Below are 16835 nucleotides of genomic sequence, written 5' to 3' on the forward strand. Positions count from 1 at the left end.
ACCACCGAGCGTAGAAAAAATAGAAATCGAAATGTTAACGCAAGATTTGATCTCGATTGGTGAGGTAATAAAATAAAGGGTTGCAGGCACTTTTTATTGAAAGCGCTGCAACCTTTATCTCATAACATACTGACTTTAAAAGAAACCGAGTGGATCCTCGCTATAACTAACTAACAGATTTTTGGTTTGTTGATAGTGACTAAGTGCTAGCTTGTGGGTCTCTCGACCAATCCCTGATTTTTTATATCCTCCAAAAGCGGCATGGGCTGGGTACATGTGATAGCAGTTAGTCCATACCCTGCCCGCTTCTATTTTGCGTCCCATGCGATAGGCCAAATTCATATTTCGACTCCACACACCAGCACCTAAACCGAACTCAGAGCTATTGGCCAATTTAAGCGCTTCAGCTTCATCCTTAAACGTAGACATAGAAATAACGGGGCCAAAAATTTCCTCTTGAAATACTCGCATATCGTTGGTGCCTTTCAACAGCGTTGGCTGGATATAAAAGCCGCCATTAAGTTCGTCAGTTAGCTTTTCTATGTTGCCGCCGGTCAGTACTTCAGCGCCTTCTTTTTTGCCGATATCAATGTAATTCAAGATTTTATTAAACTGGGCTTCAGATGCCTGAGCACCAACCATGGTTTCGGTATCCAGAGGGTTACCGCGTATAATTTGTGCCGTACGCTCTAGTATTTTCTCCATAAACGTGTCGTATATATCCTCTTGTATGAACAAGCGAGACGGACAGGTACACACTTCTCCTTGGTTGAAATATGCAAGCACAGCTCCTTCTATTGCTTTTGAAAGAAACGCATCATCATGGTCCATGACATCGTTGAAGAATATATTAGGTGACTTACCGCCAAGCTCTACGGTAGACGGAATAATATTATCTGCAGCACATTTCAAAATATGAGAGCCAACGGGGGTAGAGCCTGTAAAGGCAATCTTGGCAATACGTGTGCTCGTTGCTAGCGCTTCTCCGGCTTCTTTGCCAAACCCATTAACAATGTTGAGTACTCCCGGCGGAAGTAAATCACCCACTAGTTCAGCAAACACTAAGATAGATGCTGGCGTTTGCTCGGCAGGCTTAAGCACAACGCAATTCCCAGCGGCCAGCGCAGGCGCTAATTTCCAAGCGGCCATTAGAATCGGAAAATTCCAAGGAATTATCTGCCCAACCACACCCAGTGGCTCGTGAAAATGATAGGCAACCGTTGTTTCATCAATTTCACCAATAGAGCCATCTTGCGAACGCAAGCAGCCGGCAAAATATCTAAAGTGATCTGCTGCTAAAGGAATATCTGCAGCGAGGGTTTCTCGTACTGCTTTGCCGTTATCCCACGAATCGGCCACGGCCAAAAGTTCGAGGTTTTCTTCAATGCGATCTGCAATTTTAAGGAGGATATTGCTGCGCTCAGTAACCGAAGTGGTTCCCCACTCAGCTTTCACGGCATGGGCTTTATCCAGCGCAAGATTAATGTCTGCACTATCTGAACGGGGTATTTTACAAAATACTTTGCCGTTAACTGGGCTAATATTGTCAAAATAGTTCCCGTTGACCGGCTTCACCCACTCTCCTCCAATGTAATTCCCATACTCAGATTTAAAGTTTACAAGGGCACCATCGCTTCCAGGATTTGCATAAATCATATCTTTACTCTCTTTTTGTGGTTTAAAGGGGTAAATCGCTATCGCTATTAGTCGTAACTCTTGACGAAAAAACATGCTTTATATTTACCATTGCTTTACATTAAACTAACAAATTGACGTTCTCTTGATTTGCTGTCCAAGAAACTTGTCTGTAATTCCAGAATAAAAAGTACAAGAGTAAGAAGTACAGGAAAAAGTAAAGGTTAAAGATGCACACACCAAGATTAGATAAAAAGCGTCAACAGCTTGATGTATTGATTGAAAATAAGGTGACGTTTGCTGCCGACAACAGTGAGCTGAGTATTTACGATACCTACGAAAGCGCTCAAAAAGTGGCGTTGCGCTCAGATGAACTTCTTTTTTGCGCCATGCTGTCTGGCAAAAAAATTATGCATGTGGATAGTAGTCAGTATCACAACGCTTTTTTACCTCACGAGTCTTTTGTCATTGCGCCAAAACAGAAGGTGCTGATTGACTTCCCTCAAGCCTCGTTAAATACCCCCACCACATGCCTTGCGATTGAGATTAGTAAAGATAAGATTAGCGCAGTATCTGAGGCGCTGAATATGCAGCAGAGAATAGCGTCAGACGGATTGTTTGAATACACACCAGATTTATTAGTGCATACAAAGCACAATGCTCAAACCCAACAGCTTTTAGAGCGAATGGTACATTTATTCAGTGAACAAGGCGCAGAGCGTCACTATTTAATTGATTTATCGCTGAATGAACTGATCACTCGTTTGCTTCAGCAACAGAGCCGAGATTTGCTGCTTGCTAGCTCACAGACACTGCAACTTAAAGGGAAAATAAGTAACGCGATTGAATACATAGAAAGCCATTTAGCAGAAGAATTGGATATCAATGAGTTATGCAAAATCGCGTGTATGAGCCGAAGTAAGTTTTATCAGCAATTCAGACTGGCCTTTGGCACTACACCAGCGCTGTTTCAACGGCAGCTTAGGTTGGAAAAGGCACGCTCTCTCTTATTAAAAGGTGAGCCTATCGGCAGTGTTTGCTTTGGTTTAGGGTTTAATAGCGCCAGTCACTTCAGCCGATTATTCAAACAGGCTTTTGGCATTGCTCCAAGGGAATGCCGACACTAGCGCAGTTAAAAAGAGTGAAAAGATAACAAGATTGTTCAATTGAAGGATTGAAGGATTTTATCGACTCAATGCCATTCACGCCCTTTTCATATCCACATGAGGGATATCATCTTCCAAGTACATGGGCGATGTAGGAACAAAACCAAAGCTTTTATAGAAAGACAAAAGGTACTCCTGCGCTCCTATTTCAATGGATTCATTAGGCCACAGCATTTCGCACTCTGCTATCGCTTTATTAACTAACGTTTTACCCGCCCCTTTACCGCGAACGTCTTTATGCGTTGCTATACGCCCAATGCTGACTGACGGAAAGCTAACCCCTTTAGACAGCAATCTCGCACAAGCGACTAAGACACCATCGACAAACCCCATAAGGTGCTTTGTGTCAGGGTGTCTGTCTTTTTCATCGAGTTCAGGGTACGGACAGCTTTGTTCCACCACAAACACATCAACTCTCAGCTTTAATAAGTCGAAGAGTTGATGAGTCGTCAATTCATTAAAAGCGCACAGGCGCCACTTAATTACCAAGCCAGTTACCACGTCAAATCATCAGGAATATCATAATCCGCGTACCAATCATCTTCTGCTTCATCTTTACCGTCGGTGCCGCTTTTATCTAAATCGGCACGGTAAACAATAAAACTATCGTCGCGCTGGGCTATTTTATCTGCCACAGGCGTAGGCACTAACTCATACGCATCATCAAGTAACACGACGGTTAAACGACCTTTTGTCACCTGGCGATGAATGTCTGCACTCACGTACATACGCTTCACTACATTATCGTGGGTAAAATTGAGTACCGTATCGCCTTTACGCGCTTGTTTATTGGTTTCAATAAGCTGTTTAACCTGAGCAACAATAGAGCGTTTCTCTCGTTCGTTTTGCTGAAGCTGGTTCAGCTCTCGTGAGCGCTCCTTCTTCTCTTCTGCTGCTTTTTGAGCAGCCAGAGTGGCTTCGTCCACTACTGGCTTCTTCTGTTTCTGCTTTTTACGCTTTTCAGCACGGGCTTTTTTAGCCGTACCTTTGTCCGCTAATCCCGCTTTCAAAAGTTGATCTTGTAAAGAGGCCATATATCGTTCAATTACCTATTAAGTTACTTCTTTTTGGCTTTAGATTTTGCTGCTGGCTTCTTAGCCGCAGGCTTTTTCGCTGCCTGCTCTTGCCACTTGCCGTTCTCATACCATGCCGACCATCCGGTAGCTTTGCCCTCTGCATTCTCACTCATTACGTACTGCTGCTTAGTCTTGCGACTGTATCGAACAATAGTCTCGTTTCCGTCTGAATCTTTAGCTGGCGCATCGGCAAGATAATAGAACTTAGGCGAAATACGGTCTCTGAAGCGAGCAAGTTCGTGAACTTTAGGCGCACGAGTCTCTCTGGACTTAGGGAAATTGTGGGCTGCCAAGAAAATACCTGAAGCACCATCACGCAGCATAAAGTGTGCGTCGGTTTTCTCGCATGGCAGTTCAGGTAAATCCACCGGATCTTCTTTAGGTGGAGCCGCTTCACCATTTCGAAGCAGTTTACGGGTGTTTTTGCATTCTTCGTTAGTACAACCAAAGTATTTGCCAAATCGACCGTTTTTAAGCTCCATATCACTGCTGCATTTATCGCATTCAATGATAGGGCCGTCGTACCCTTTTATTTTAAAGGTACCGGTTTCAACAACTGTTCCATCACACGTAGGCGTGTTACCACACACGTGTAACTTTCTCGTCTCATCCACGAGATAGCTATCCATCGCAGTACCGCATTTTTCGCAGCGTTTTTTAGAGCGTAATGCTTCGGTTTCTAGCTCTTCTTCGTCATCAACCTTCACCACTTCATCACCAGATGTCAGGTTCATGGTGTTAGTACAGCGTTCTTTAGGTGGAAGGTTGTAGCCCGAACAGCCTAAAAAGACCCCTGTTGAGGCAGTTCTAACATTCATTTCACGACCACATTTGTCGCATTCAATGCCAGCAGGTATAGCCTGGTTTAGGCGCATACCACCATCTTCAGGGTCTTTTTCAGCGTTTAATAATTTACCGTAAAAATCACTGTAAAAGTCGTTAAGCACGTCTTTCCAATCTTTATTACCTTCGGCAATATCATCTAAGTGCTGCTCCATGTTCGCGGTAAAGTCGAAGCTCATTAAATCGTCGAAATTTTCCATAAGACGATCGTTCACTATCTCGCCCATTTTTTCAGCGTAAAAGCGTTTATTGTCCAGTCTTACATATCCGCGATCTTGAATAGTCGAGATAATACTAGCGTAAGTGGAAGGACGGCCAATCCCACGTTTTTCAAGCTCTTTTACCAAAGAGGCTTCGTTGAAACGCGCAACAGGCTTGGTGAAGTGCTGCTTTGGATCTAATTGATTTAACGTCAGTGAGTCACCTTTTTGCACATCAGGTAGCAACAACTCATCATCACCCTTTTTGCGCAACTGAGGCTGAACACGAGTCCAACCGTCAAATTTAAGCACTCGCCCTTTTGCGGTAAGTTCATAATCAGCCGCAACCACTTTTATTGTAGTTGCATCGTACTTAGCAGGCGTCATCTGACAGGCTAAGAATTGACGCCAAATTAGCTCGTAAAGACGCTGAGCATCACGCTCCATATCACCTAGACTTGCCGCACTAATAGTCACGTTTGAAGGACGAATCGCTTCATGAGCCTCTTGCGCTCCTTCTTTACTGCCATAGCGTATGGCAGAGTCTGGTAGATAGCTATCACCGAAATTGTCAGTGATGTAGGCTCTGGCACTTTCCACTGCTTCTTGGCTTAAATTCGTAGAATCTGTACGCATGTAGGTAATATAGCCAGCTTCATAAAGACGCTGAGCCATCATCATGGTTTTTTTCACGCCAAAGCCTAGACGAGTACTTGCCGCCTGCTGAAGCGTTGATGTAATAAACGGCGCTGATGGACGGCTTTGTGTAGGCTTAGACTCGCGACTTTCAACGGTGTAGTCTGCCCCCTTTAAATCGGCTAATGCCTTATCTGCATCGTCCTTATTTTTAGGCTTAAATGCGCTGCCCTGATACCTAGCAACTAGCATTTTTAGCGCAGCTTGCTCTTTGCTGGTAAGGTCTGCGTGGATATCCCAAAATTCTTCTGGAACAAACGCTTTAATCTCACGTTCGCGCTCTACAACCAAGCGTACTGCAACAGACTGTACGCGGCCTGCAGACAATCCTCGGGCTACTTTTTTCCAAAGTAAAGGCGACACCATAAAGCCTACGACTCTATCGAGAAAACGTCGTGCTTGCTGCGCATTTACGCGAGAAATATTCAGTTCACCAGGCGCAGAGAATGCGTCTTGAATAGCATTTTTGGTGATTTCGTTAAACACCACTCGCTGGTAGGTTTTGCCTTTGCTGCCGAGTAATTCTTGTAGATGCCAGGCAATGGCCTCTCCTTCTCGGTCCAAATCCGTTGCGAGATAAATGGTGTCGGCATCTTTAGCCAGTTTCTTTAATTCATTGACAACTTTTTCTTTGCCTTGCAGTACTTGATAATGAGCATGCCAATTCTTTTCAGGATCGACGCCCATTCTGTCTACAAGTTTCAAATATTCATGGCGGCGAAGGTATTCTTCACGTGCTTCGTCGCTGTATGTTTTAAGTTCTTTTGCCGGTTTTTTAGGCTCTACATTACCTAAAGCCTTCGTTGGAAGATCCCGAACATGGCCAACCGAACTTTTTACAATAAAATCTTTGCCAAGATATTTATTTATCGTTTTCGCTTTGGCTGGTGACTCGACTATGACCAGTGATTTTGCCATATAATTGAACTAAACCTATTGATTTTGAATGACTTTTTACGTCAAATACCGAAAATTGATGCAACCTTGCACTATATATAGGGTGCCCGCTCTTTTTTAACATATATCTACAAAGTGAATGGAAAACAAGATCTTCTTCATACTTATTCTTTCGCTTGCTTCAATCTCGCACAAAAACAGTACAAGAAATAAGCAGTGCGATTGGCAAAGCCTTTAAAAACCGTATAATGCCAGCCATTCCACTAACACCATTGCTCCCTATCAAGGGTTTAACAAGCCTTGGTGATAAAAAAGCGCGATTGATGAACGTAACGCTAAATGTCTTGAACTATACAGCGTAGCGTTCAAATGCCCAAACACCAAATAGAGGGAAAGTATGAAGCAATTTGAAGTGAATTTTGATGGTCTTGTTGGCCCAACCCACAATTACGCCGGCCTATCATTCGGTAATGTTGCTTCTCTCAACAATGCCAATGCAGTAAGTAGTCCAAAACAGGCAGCTAAACAGGGATTAGCAAAAGCAAAAGCGCTGTCGGATATGGGAATGAAGCAAGGCGTATTGGCACCGCAAGAACGACCTGACATTTACGCACTGCGTCGTTTAGGCTTCACGGGCTCAGATGCTCGAGTACTAGAAAGCGCTGCAAAGCAATCTCGCGAGATATTTTTAGCATGTTGCTCTGCTAGTAGCATGTGGACTGCAAATGCCGCCACTGTCTCTCCTAGTGCCGATACGGCAGATGGACGAGTGCACTTTACCCCTGCAAACTTAACAAATAAGTTTCATCGATCGTTAGAACCTCAAGTAACCGGCAATATTTTGCGCGGTACGTTTGCAAACGATACCTACTTTGCCCATCACCAACATTTGCCTGACAATGAACATTTTGGCGATGAAGGTGCAGCAAACCATACCCGTTTGTGCAACGAATATAACGAAGCAGGTATTGAGCTTTTCGTTTATGGTAGACATGCCTTCGACCCTTCTAAGCCTGCACCAACAAAATACCCCGCTAGACAAACACTGGAAGCGTGCCAAGCGGTAGCGCGTTTACATGGCTTGCGTGACGAAGGTGTTGTGTACATGCAGCAAAACCCTGACGTTATCGATCAAGGCGTATTTCATAACGACGTAATCGCCGTAGGCAACCAAAACGTGCTCTTTTTCCATGAACAAGCGTTTCATGATAAACAAGCGGGGTTTGCTGAACTACAACGTAAGTTTGGCGAAAAGCCATTACACTTCATTGAAGTACCTACTGCACAAGTGTCTGTTCAAGACGCAGTAAAGACGTATTTATTCAATACGCAAATTATCACGCTACCAAACGGCGAAATGACGATTATTGCGCCTACCGACTGTGCTGAAAACGATTCTGTTAAAGCCTATTTAGACAACTTGGTCACTCAGGGTACGCCAATAAAATCGGTAAACTATTTTGATGTTAAACAAAGTATGCGAAATGGTGGTGGGCCAGCGTGCTTACGCTTGCGCGTAGCAATGAATGAAGAAGAATTGAACGGTGTTAATCAGTCTACGCTGATCAACGATACACAATTCGCGCGACTAAATGCGTGGATAGATAAGCATTATCGCGATGAATTAAGTGAAGGTGACTTGAGAGATCCTCAACTACTGATTGAATCTCGCACTGCCCTTGACGAGCTGACACAACTCCTTCAGATAGGCTCGGTTTATCCGTTCCAGCAGGTGTAAATCTACTCAACACATTTTAGTGCAAATAGCTTACACAACAGACTAAAAAGCCGGCAAATGAAGCCGGCTTTTTATTGTTAACTATTGTCTCAATACCAATTTAATGGCATTACGGAGTCACCTCAGTACATTGGTCTGTTACGCCAAACGGATTGGCTGGCGGAGATGAACCTTCATCAGTTACATCATCAGCAGAAATGCTTAATGTATAATGCATCGATGCCTTTGCTTCACTACCTGTCGATTGACCGAACACGGAGATCACTGCATCGTACCAAACAGCATAGCTCGCAGGATAGCGATACTCTAGTTCTGCATAGCCATTCTCATCAGTCACCGAGTCAACTGCAAATGTGATTGTGCCCACTGAGCCTGGCGTTAACATATCGTCGCCATTGGTATCCTCGTCGCGAGGAGTCGTATCTAAAATGCCGTTGTCATTCACATCTTCTGTTTCACAGTTTTGGTTAACAACAGCCTGCCAAATGGATTCGTCGTCATTATAAACCCAAAAGCCAGTCCGATACTCGCCGCCATCAACAAATTTAACCGGTGTAACAGATGCAGTAAGCTCTACACCACTAACAGGCTGACCCACAGAGTCTGATACAAACACACTAAAGCGTTTTAAATAAGTTGTAGAGGTAGGCTCTTCTAACTCATTGCCGGTACCGATAGATATATCAAACGCGCGGTTACCAACGGTCAGAACAACATCGTCTTCTATTGAAGGATCATCAGCCACAAACGCGGTAATCACCACTGCATCAGGTGTAGACACTGAACCAGACGTGAATACAGTAGTGGCAATACCTTTGCTATCTGTCGTTGCCTGTGAAGGTGACACAAAGCCCGTAGATACGTCTGAAACGGTGAAGTTAATTACACTATTTTTGACCAAATTGCCATCAACGTCCCGCACTACTGCACTTATGGTGCTTGTTTGACCATCTGGACCCAATAAATCAGGCGACGCATCAGCAATAAGGGTATGCGGCGTGGTAGCTACAAATTCAATTTGCGTGAGTGCAGAAACAAGTACGTCACCATTAGCATCCGAAGCGGTTGCGGTAATAGATGAAATACCCGCATTGGTAGAGCTTATGCTAATTGTAGCTTCACCATCTGCGTCGGTTGCAACCGTCGAGGCACCGTTTATTGCTCCTCTAGATGCACTAAAGGTGATGTTTTCGCCAACTACTGGCGCATTATTTTGACGCCACTGAACGGTAATGGCTTGCTGTTGACCAACGGGTACTTCTTCTGTTGGTAAATTAACGAAATTAAATTCATCTTGCTGAACTTGCAAAGTAAATGTTGCACTGGCGTTTAATGCCGTAGCAGTAATTGTATTCTCACCTGATTCAGACGCAGTATAAGACACTGTTGCCTGCCCAGTAGAGCCAGTATTTACTTCAGTAGTACCCAAAACACCGCCGCTGGCACTAAGTGAAACAGGTTGATTGAGTATCGACGTACCGTCTGAGTCTTGAACGCGAATAGTGTAATCTACAGTATCATTTAAGATAACTGATGATGCGCCATTCACCGTCACTTCCGTACCATCGATTTCGATAGAGACGTTCTGTGGACTAAGGGAGCCCGCCTGAGCTGACACAGTCACAATTCTGTTGGCTGCGTTGTTTCTTGTAGATAATAGCGCCCGTGCTGTGCCATCTGCCGCTGTATTGGTTTGAATAAGCTGTAATTCAACACCATCTGTGCTAGGTGCTGAAAAACTCACTTCCACGCCTTCCATCAGCACGCTTTGCTCGTTTTTCACCAGTGCAATTAACTCAACTTCATCGCTACCGCTTGATGCTAATTGAATGCTATCGGCAAACAACTCTAGTGAAGCAGGTTGCTCACTAACACTTGTACGACCGGTAGAGCTAAACGTTGTCGAGTCCGACTCTCCAGAAGGGAGAGTTACAATGACCTCACCATCGCCGGATAAATCACTCACCGTCATTCCAATTGATGCTATACCGGCTTCATTTGTCAATGCAGTAGCAGTGTCGTTAGAAAACTCCGCCAATTCGCCGTTACTCAGTGAGAAAGTAAGCAAAATATCGTCAAGTGGATTTCCATCAGCGTCTTTTACTGTCGCCACTGCGGTTAGAGCACTATTTGTCGACAAATTATTGTCTTCTTCGCCATCACTGTTTTGTAACGTTAGCGTAACAGAATTTTCTGTTGCGCCTGTCGCAATGGCAGTCGCAGAAAACGTCGTCGTCCCTGATTCTCCAGAACTGAGGCTTGCGGTTATTTCACCATCGCCAGAGGCTGTACTAGCGTTGAGACCAATGCGCGCAATACCGCTTTCGTTAGTGCTCGCAGTGGCAGTGTCATTGCCAAACGTTGCTAACGCAGAATTACTCAGTGCAAAAGTCACTAATTTGTCAGACACTAAATTACCGTCTTGGTCGACTACTGAGGCTACCGCGAATAAGCTATTTTCTTCTGTTAAGTTGTTATCGCTTTCTCCGCTGGTGTTCTCAAGTGTAAGAGAAACTGAATAGGTTGGTGTGGTTGTTCCACCGTCGCCATTTCCTGCACCATTGTCTGTATCATCCCTGGAGACAGAACCGCCTCCCCCACATGCTGTTAGCATAAATATTGCGCTAAATAAGCTTAGCGTCTTCGCTAATGTCCGCATAATTCGTTCCTGAACCTCTATTATTAGTAATTGCGTCGTTTTAAATGTTTAAAAATCAAATGAATCTGGCACACTACGATAGACTAAAAATATAATAATGCACAGGGAACTTTCATGTCTCAATCTGCACACAAATATAGTTTAACCGCTCGAATTTTTATCGGCATGGCAACCGGTATCTTAACTGGCGTAATTCTTCAATTATTGTTTGATGATAACGGGGATTTCACATTTTCGATATTCGGATTGCAAGTATCAACGTATAACATTCTTGTAGAAGGTATATTTTCAACTTTAGGCCAAATATTCATAGCAAGCTTAAAAATGCTGGTAGTCCCACTCGTATTTGTTTCACTAATATGTGGAACAAGTACATTATCAGATCCCAGTAAGCTAGGTCGATTAGGCGCAAAGTCCGTTGGGCTTTACGTTGTCACAACCGCCATAGCAATAACACTCGCTATGAGTATAGCGCTAATTATTGCTCCAGGAGAAGGCTTAAATTTAGCAACGGAAACAACCTTCGAAGCGAAAGAAGCACCAAGCCTGTCAGATGTTATTGTTAACATGTTCCCCAGTAACCCAATCAATTCTATGGCACAAGGCAATATGCTGCAAATAATTGTTTTTGCGGTGCTATTTGGCATAGCTATGGCAATGACAGGGAACGCAGGTAAGCGCCTTACCGCAGTATTTGAAGATATAAATACTGTGATAATGCGCTTGGTTACTATTATCATGAATCTCGCACCCTATGGTGTGTATGTGTTAATGGCAAAGCTATTCTCAACTATTGGCGGAGACACTATCCTCAGTCTTGCCAAGTACTTTTTTCTCGTGTTGGGAGTGCTTATTCTCCACGGATTAGTCACCTATTCAGTACTTCTTAAAGTGCTTGCTGGGCTAAACCCGCTTATATTACTTAAGAAAATGCGCGATGCCGCCCTGTTCGCTTTTAGTACATCAAGTAGCAGTGCAACACTCCCTGTAACGATGGAAACGGCAAAGAACAAGCTTGGGGTGGGTAACTCTGTGTCCTCGTTTACCTTGCCATTAGGTGCAACCATTAATATGGACGGCACTGCGATTATGCAGGGCGTTGCTACGGTGTTTATCGCTCAAGTTTACGCTGTGGACTTAAGCTTAAGCGATTACATGATGGTAGTGTTAACCGCTACCTTAGCATCTATCGGTACCGCAGGCGTGCCAGGCGTTGGTCTCATCATGCTTGCTATGGTTCTCCAGCAAGTTAATTTACCGGTAGAGGGTATCGCCCTTATTATCGGTGTCGATAGGCTGCTTGATATGACTCGTACCGCCGTTAACATTACTGGCGATTGCATGGTGTCGTGTGTTGTTGCTAAAAGTGAGGGAGCGTTGGATGAGAAAATATTTAATGACCCTAACGCGGGTGAAAAACAAGAAGACGTAGACTTTGAACATTTTGATCGAAATACGTAATGGCGGTATAAACGGGGTGTTTGTCTTTCATTATTTACCATAAACAAGAAAGGTAGCTTAAATGCTACCTTTTTTATTGCCACTTTATCTCATCCTAACTCTGCTCTGAAAAAGAATGCTAGTAGCTCAAAGGCCGTTTCGCCAGCCCACAAGTCTTTAATGTAGTGCTGAAGACGGTGAAATTTTTACCGCTTTTTGCGCTGGATACAAAGTTGCCAGCACACATAACAATAAGGCCACGGCGATGGTTATGCCAACGTCTCCCCAATGAAGCTCGGACGGTAAGAAATCAATAAAATAGATATCGCCTGAGAGCACCTCAATGCCAAATACATTTTCGAGAAACAACACGATGGCAGATAAGTTAGGCGCTATTAATAACGCAAGTAGAACACCCGCTGTAATGCCCACTACCCCGTTTATTGCTCCCTGTAAAATAAACACGTTGCGTATGAGCGAATCTGTAGCGCCCATTGTTTTTAAAATAGCGATAGCGGCTTGTTTTTCTCTGACTGCCATCACCAAAGAAGACACAATATTAAAACATGCAACAGCAATCACCAGTACAAGGGCAATGTAAACCACTGCCCTGACCAATTGAATGTCGTTGTAGAGATGCCCTTGCGTGCGAGTCCAGTCAGACATGTACACTGCTTGGGGATAGCTATAGCCAATTTCTCTCATAATAGCGTTTGCAGAATAGGCATCATCGAACGTAAATTGCATACCTTGAGCTTTTGACGTTATCTCGGCCGCACTTGATGCCGTATCGAGATGCATTAATCCTACTAAATTGTCCAACTCACCGCCGATGGATAGAAAGCCGCTAACTGTAAGGGTAATTGTTTTAGGTGCTTTAAAGGTTAGGTCGCTCGTTGCTACAGGCACTAATACCTGCACAGCATCGCCAGGCTCAACCCCAAGCTTTTCAGCAATACCTTGACCAATAAGCACCCCTTTTTCGTCATCTTGAAAGGACAGCCACTGAGATTGCGTCACGCGATCGCTAAAATGTTGCTGATTGTCGGCTGCAATAACGCCAGTGAGCTCTATAGCTTTCAACTCCCCTTTGTACTGCAGCATTCCCGTTAGTTTGGTGTAAGGTGTCACACGCGTTATTCTTTCGTCTTGCTCCAAGCGATAGCGCTGAGCATCTAGGTTCTCGATACCTGTCTTGTCTACGCTGTATAGCTCTCCGTGGGGAATAACACTGAGAATTCTATTGGTCAGTTCTTTTTCAAATCCGTTCATTACGCTTAATAGCAGAATTAGTACAAAGCAACCAAGGGCAATTCCTACCGTTGACGACATGGAAATAAAAGAAATGAAACGCTGCTGGCTGCGGGTTTTACGAAACTGCCTTGCAAGTTCTAATGCGAACATTATGACAGCATCCCTACAGCGTCAGACTGAACCAGCTTTCCATCTTTAATGCGCAGCACTCTATCCATTCTGTTTGCTAACGCTAGATCGTGAGTGACGACCACAAATGCGGTGTGCTTTTTTTCACTTAAAGAGGTTAGTAGCTTATATATTTGCTCGCCAGTGGTATCGTCTAAATTACCGGTGGGTTCATCGGCCAGTACAATGGAGGGTTCGGTTACAAGTGCTCGTGCAATTGCAACGCGCTGGCGTTCTCCACCAGAGAGCGCAGAAGGTAAATGAGAGGTGCGGTGTGATAACCCAACCTCTTCAAGCATAGCCTTGGCTTTATCTTGTGCACCCTTTGTTGAAAGCCCTCTAATTCTAAGAGGCATGGCCACATTTTCTAGCGCAGAAAATTCACCAAGTAAGTGATGAAACTGGTAAATGAACCCCATCTCTTCGTTGCGTAACGCGGCGAGAGTATTCGCGTTTAAGGAGGATAAGGTTTTGCCTTTAAATTGTACTTCCCCACTGCTTGGCTTATCGAGCCCACCCAGCAGGTGAAGTAAGGTACTCTTGCCTGAGCCTGAGCTACCTAAAATGGCAACATGCTCACCGGCTTTAATTGAAAGTGATATGTCTTGAAGAACGGGAGTTTCATTACTGCCGTCGTGATAACTTTTATAAATGTTGTGGCAACAAAGCACGTACTGCATGCGGTTTTTCTTCTCTATTTGTCAGTGTGCGAATGGTAGCGTTAAACACTACCAACACCAAATAGAAAATGACAGCGGCATGTGAATTTGGCGCTTTATACTTTCTCAAGATTAAGGCGATTCGCTTATGTGCTTTGTTGTACACTTTCTGCGAGGCTTTCCACTGATTGAGGTTTTCCGAATAGCCAGCCTTGTCCGAATCCAACGGACAGGTTGTGTAGTTCACTGGCCTGCTCGCTGTTTTCTACGCCTTCAGCAATAAGCTTAATCTCAAGGCCGTTGGCAATACCAACAATATGGGGAATAAGTGATGAACGAATACTGTTCTCTTCCATTTCCATAACAAAGCTTCTATCAATTTTTAAAAAATCGCAGTTCATCGTCTTCAACTGACTAAGGTTTGAGTAGCCAACCCCAAAATCATCAATAGCAAAAAGGAAGCCTTTACTCTTCAGTGACTTAATATGCTTGATAGCGCTGTGTGTTGAAATTTGCTCGTCTTCGGTAATTTCCAGTACTAACTTAAAATCTTTAGTATTCAATTTAAGGGCAAAGTCTAGGTCGAGGCAATATTCTTGGTTAAAATCCATGGGAAATAGGTTAAACGAAACCTTAAACCCTTCAGGAATTCCCTCATTGTTGGTGAGCTCTAGCATAGATTTTTTAATCATATCTTCTGTGAAGTCTCGGGTAATTCCCATCGCCTTTATTTGTGGAATAAACTCATCTGGAAAAATAGTACCTAATTCATCCTCAAACCGACTTAATACCTCACAGCCAATGACTTTACCCGAATCAAGGTCAACGAAGGGTTGATATACACAATAAAAGCTCGATTTGGCGAGCCCTCTTTTTATTCTCGACTCAAGGGAATGTTTATGGCGAAGGTAGTTAAACGTAAATATATGAGAGAATGCTGCTGTCATCAGCATGATAAGAAACAACAGAAACAGTTTCCCAATATGCAGCTCGAACAACCGATTCATATCCGGTTTTACTTTTAAACATGTAAGATAATAAATGTCGTGGCACAGACTAAAATCTAGAGCTAGATAAGAACTATCTGTCAACTCATTTTCAGCAATGGCATTGTCGATAAGTGATTCGTTACCCGCCATGTGATAAAACTTATCGCCATTATAGAAAAGCTGCCAGTCTTGAGAACGACTAAAGCCAATAATACTCTCCATATCGAGAACAGCGTTATAGCGTCCTCTTCTAACAATGGTGCCGGCCGCTTTCTCGTCGAACAGTGCAAGAGGGGTATTTATCCAAAAGATGTCGTCTTGCACGGTAACGAAATCAGGCTCGGCATCGATGAAGGGAGTATCTAGAATACCCAAATACGTGCTACAGCTAAGCGCATCATTTTCATAAAAACCGATTTCTTTGACGAAGCGAGAGCGAAATAAGATCTTCCTCATCTCAAACAGGTGGGCGTCATCGCAAACCAAAAAAGGCAACGTATTCACTCTATCAAGTGTTGCAGCGGCATCTTGAAACACCACACCTACACTATCCAGAATGCCAACGGCACGCTTTTCTTCCTCTGAGCGCACGAAGGAAAACATGATGAGCATGAGTAGGAATGTAACAACTACCACGCTTAGGAAGGCTACAAATGTCGCTTTTGCTTTATCAGCAAGAATATAGTTGTTGGTGGATTCCTGAGGCATCTGAGTGCATGTGCTTAATAGTTCAATACCAGGTCAAGAGTAGACTATTTTGCAAAAAAAACACTTGTACTTTGGTTCAATTACAAAGAGGCGTAATTAGACATAAAGGCGAATAAAGATTGGGAAATTGAAAAAATTACGATGGGTATCATGCTGTGCAAGGACCATTGATGGCGGAGCGGACGGGACTCGAACCCGCGACCCCCGGCGTGACAGGCCGGTATTCTAACCAACTGAACTACCGCTCCACACAATGGACTTACATAAATGAAATTAATTTAACCTAATATTTGACTCGCAGTTAATGGCGGAGCGGACGGGACTCGAACCCGCGACCCCCGGCGTGACAGGCCGGTATTCTAACCAACTGAACTACCGCTCCACATAACCGAGCTAATATGGTAAAACTAATTAATAACTAAATGGCGGAGCGGACGGGACTCGAACCCGCGACCCCCGGCGTGACAGGCCGGTATTCTAACCAACTGAACTACCGCTCCGAAGACCTTTTAGTTATATCATTGAAAGTGGCGGAGCGGACGGGACTCGAACCCGCGACCCCCGGCGTGACAGGCCGGTATTCTAACCAACTGAACTACCGCTCCACATATTCAATGTTATCAGTGAGTTAAAAAGGTTGCTGTAACCCTGTGCCCTCACTGCGGCGCAGATAATACGTATTCCCCAATGTGGAGTCAATGCTTTTT

Annotated in this window: 11 protein-coding genes and 4 tRNA genes; 3 read left to right on the top strand and 12 right to left on the bottom strand. The window is 44.0% G+C overall.

Going from position 1 to position 16835, the window contains the following annotated elements; translation table 11 throughout:
• Positions 1-135: 135 nt before the first annotated feature.
• Positions 136-1656 (bottom strand): acetaldehyde dehydrogenase ExaC, encoded by a 1521-nt coding sequence (gene exaC / locus O9X84_RS11470; RefSeq protein WP_269520006.1) that lies wholly within the window; start codon positions 1654-1656, stop codon positions 136-138.
• 209 nt (positions 1657-1865) lie between these two features.
• Between exaC and O9X84_RS11475 the strand changes: the two genes are divergently transcribed.
• Entirely contained in the window at positions 1866-2762 is an 897-nt protein-coding gene (locus tag O9X84_RS11475) for an AraC family transcriptional regulator (protein ID WP_269519909.1), read from the top strand.
• Between the two features lie 75 nt (positions 2763-2837).
• Here O9X84_RS11475 and O9X84_RS11480 read toward each other — a convergent pair whose 3' ends face one another.
• The 3 genes from O9X84_RS11480 to topA are packed head-to-tail and all read right to left on the bottom strand — an operon-like array spanning position 2838 to position 6534.
• Positions 2838-3284, bottom strand: a complete 447-nt coding sequence (locus O9X84_RS11480) for a GNAT family N-acetyltransferase (RefSeq protein WP_442864530.1) — start codon at positions 3282-3284, stop codon at positions 2838-2840.
• 11 nt (positions 3285-3295) lie between these two features.
• On the bottom strand, positions 3296-3835 hold the full coding sequence (locus O9X84_RS11485) for a DUF2058 domain-containing protein (protein ID WP_269519911.1): 540 nt from the start codon (positions 3833-3835) through the stop codon (positions 3296-3298).
• 23 nt (positions 3836-3858) lie between these two features.
• A complete protein-coding gene (topA, locus tag O9X84_RS11490) occupies positions 3859-6534 on the bottom strand; it encodes a type I DNA topoisomerase (RefSeq protein WP_269519912.1) in 2676 nt (891 codons plus the stop codon).
• 376 nt (positions 6535-6910) lie between these two features.
• Between topA and astB the strand changes: the two genes are divergently transcribed.
• Positions 6911-8251: an N-succinylarginine dihydrolase gene (gene astB, locus O9X84_RS11495; RefSeq protein ID WP_269519913.1), complete on the top strand. Its 1341-nt coding sequence runs from the start codon at positions 6911-6913 to the stop codon at positions 8249-8251.
• 109 nt (positions 8252-8360) lie between these two features.
• On the opposite strand, the gene O9X84_RS11500 is transcribed toward astB, so the two are convergent.
• Positions 8361-10910 carry a beta strand repeat-containing protein gene (locus O9X84_RS11500; RefSeq protein WP_269519914.1) on the bottom strand — a complete coding sequence of 850 codons (2550 nt, stop codon included), beginning with the start codon at positions 10908-10910 and terminating at the stop codon, positions 8361-8363.
• Positions 10911-11024: 114 nt separating this feature from the next.
• Here O9X84_RS11500 and O9X84_RS11505 point away from each other — a divergent pair, with 114 nt between their 5' ends.
• A complete protein-coding gene (locus tag O9X84_RS11505) occupies positions 11025-12371 on the top strand; it encodes a dicarboxylate/amino acid:cation symporter (protein WP_269519915.1) in 1347 nt (448 codons plus the stop codon).
• Between the two features lie 156 nt (positions 12372-12527).
• Here the strand turns inward: O9X84_RS11505 and O9X84_RS11510 are convergent, their stop codons facing one another.
• The 7 genes from O9X84_RS11510 to O9X84_RS11540 form a co-directional block, all read right to left on the bottom strand.
• Positions 12528-13754, bottom strand: a complete 1227-nt coding sequence (locus O9X84_RS11510) for a lipoprotein-releasing ABC transporter permease subunit (protein WP_269519916.1) — start codon at positions 13752-13754, stop codon at positions 12528-12530.
• On the bottom strand, positions 13754-14452 hold the full coding sequence (gene lolD / locus O9X84_RS11515; protein ID WP_269519918.1) for a lipoprotein-releasing ABC transporter ATP-binding protein LolD: 699 nt from the start codon (positions 14450-14452) through the stop codon (positions 13754-13756). The genes O9X84_RS11510 and lolD overlap by 1 nt, the downstream gene beginning before the upstream one ends.
• Before the next feature lie 125 nt (positions 14453-14577).
• Positions 14578-16128 (bottom strand): EAL domain-containing protein, encoded by a 1551-nt coding sequence (locus O9X84_RS11520; RefSeq protein WP_269519919.1) that lies wholly within the window; start codon positions 16126-16128, stop codon positions 14578-14580.
• 171 nt (positions 16129-16299) lie between these two features.
• Positions 16300-16376, bottom strand: a tRNA-Asp gene (locus O9X84_RS11525).
• A 57-nt stretch (positions 16377-16433) separates the two neighbouring features.
• Positions 16434-16510: transfer RNA gene (locus O9X84_RS11530), tRNA-Asp, on the bottom strand.
• Between the two features lie 41 nt (positions 16511-16551).
• Positions 16552-16628, bottom strand: a tRNA-Asp gene (locus O9X84_RS11535).
• A 28-nt stretch (positions 16629-16656) separates the two neighbouring features.
• Positions 16657-16733: transfer RNA gene (locus O9X84_RS11540), tRNA-Asp, on the bottom strand.
• Between the last annotated feature and the right edge of the window lie 102 nt (positions 16734-16835).

The sequence above is a fragment of the Alteromonas sp. BMJM2 genome, from assembly GCF_027257845.1.
Classification (GTDB): domain Bacteria; phylum Pseudomonadota; class Gammaproteobacteria; order Enterobacterales; family Alteromonadaceae; genus Alteromonas.

Coding starts and splice junctions, on each gene's coding strand:
- exaC (WP_269520006.1), bottom strand. CDS start 1,656: ATGATTTATGCAAATCCTGGAAGCGATGGTGCCCTTGTAAACTTTAAA.
- O9X84_RS11475 (WP_269519909.1), top strand. CDS start 1,866: ATGCACACACCAAGATTAGATAAAAAGCGTCAACAGCTTGATGTATTG.
- O9X84_RS11485 (WP_269519911.1), bottom strand. CDS start 3,835: ATGGCCTCTTTACAAGATCAACTTTTGAAAGCGGGATTAGCGGACAAA.
- topA (WP_269519912.1), bottom strand. CDS start 6,534: ATGGCAAAATCACTGGTCATAGTCGAGTCACCAGCCAAAGCGAAAACG.
- astB (WP_269519913.1), top strand. CDS start 6,911: ATGAAGCAATTTGAAGTGAATTTTGATGGTCTTGTTGGCCCAACCCAC.
- O9X84_RS11500 (WP_269519914.1), bottom strand. CDS start 10,910: ATGCGGACATTAGCGAAGACGCTAAGCTTATTTAGCGCAATATTTATG.
- O9X84_RS11505 (WP_269519915.1), top strand. CDS start 11,025: ATGTCTCAATCTGCACACAAATATAGTTTAACCGCTCGAATTTTTATC.
- O9X84_RS11510 (WP_269519916.1), bottom strand. CDS start 13,754: ATGTTCGCATTAGAACTTGCAAGGCAGTTTCGTAAAACCCGCAGCCAG.
- lolD (WP_269519918.1), bottom strand. CDS start 14,452: ATGCAGTACGTGCTTTGTTGCCACAACATTTATAAAAGTTATCACGAC.
- O9X84_RS11520 (WP_269519919.1), bottom strand. CDS start 16,128: ATGCCTCAGGAATCCACCAACAACTATATTCTTGCTGATAAAGCAAAA.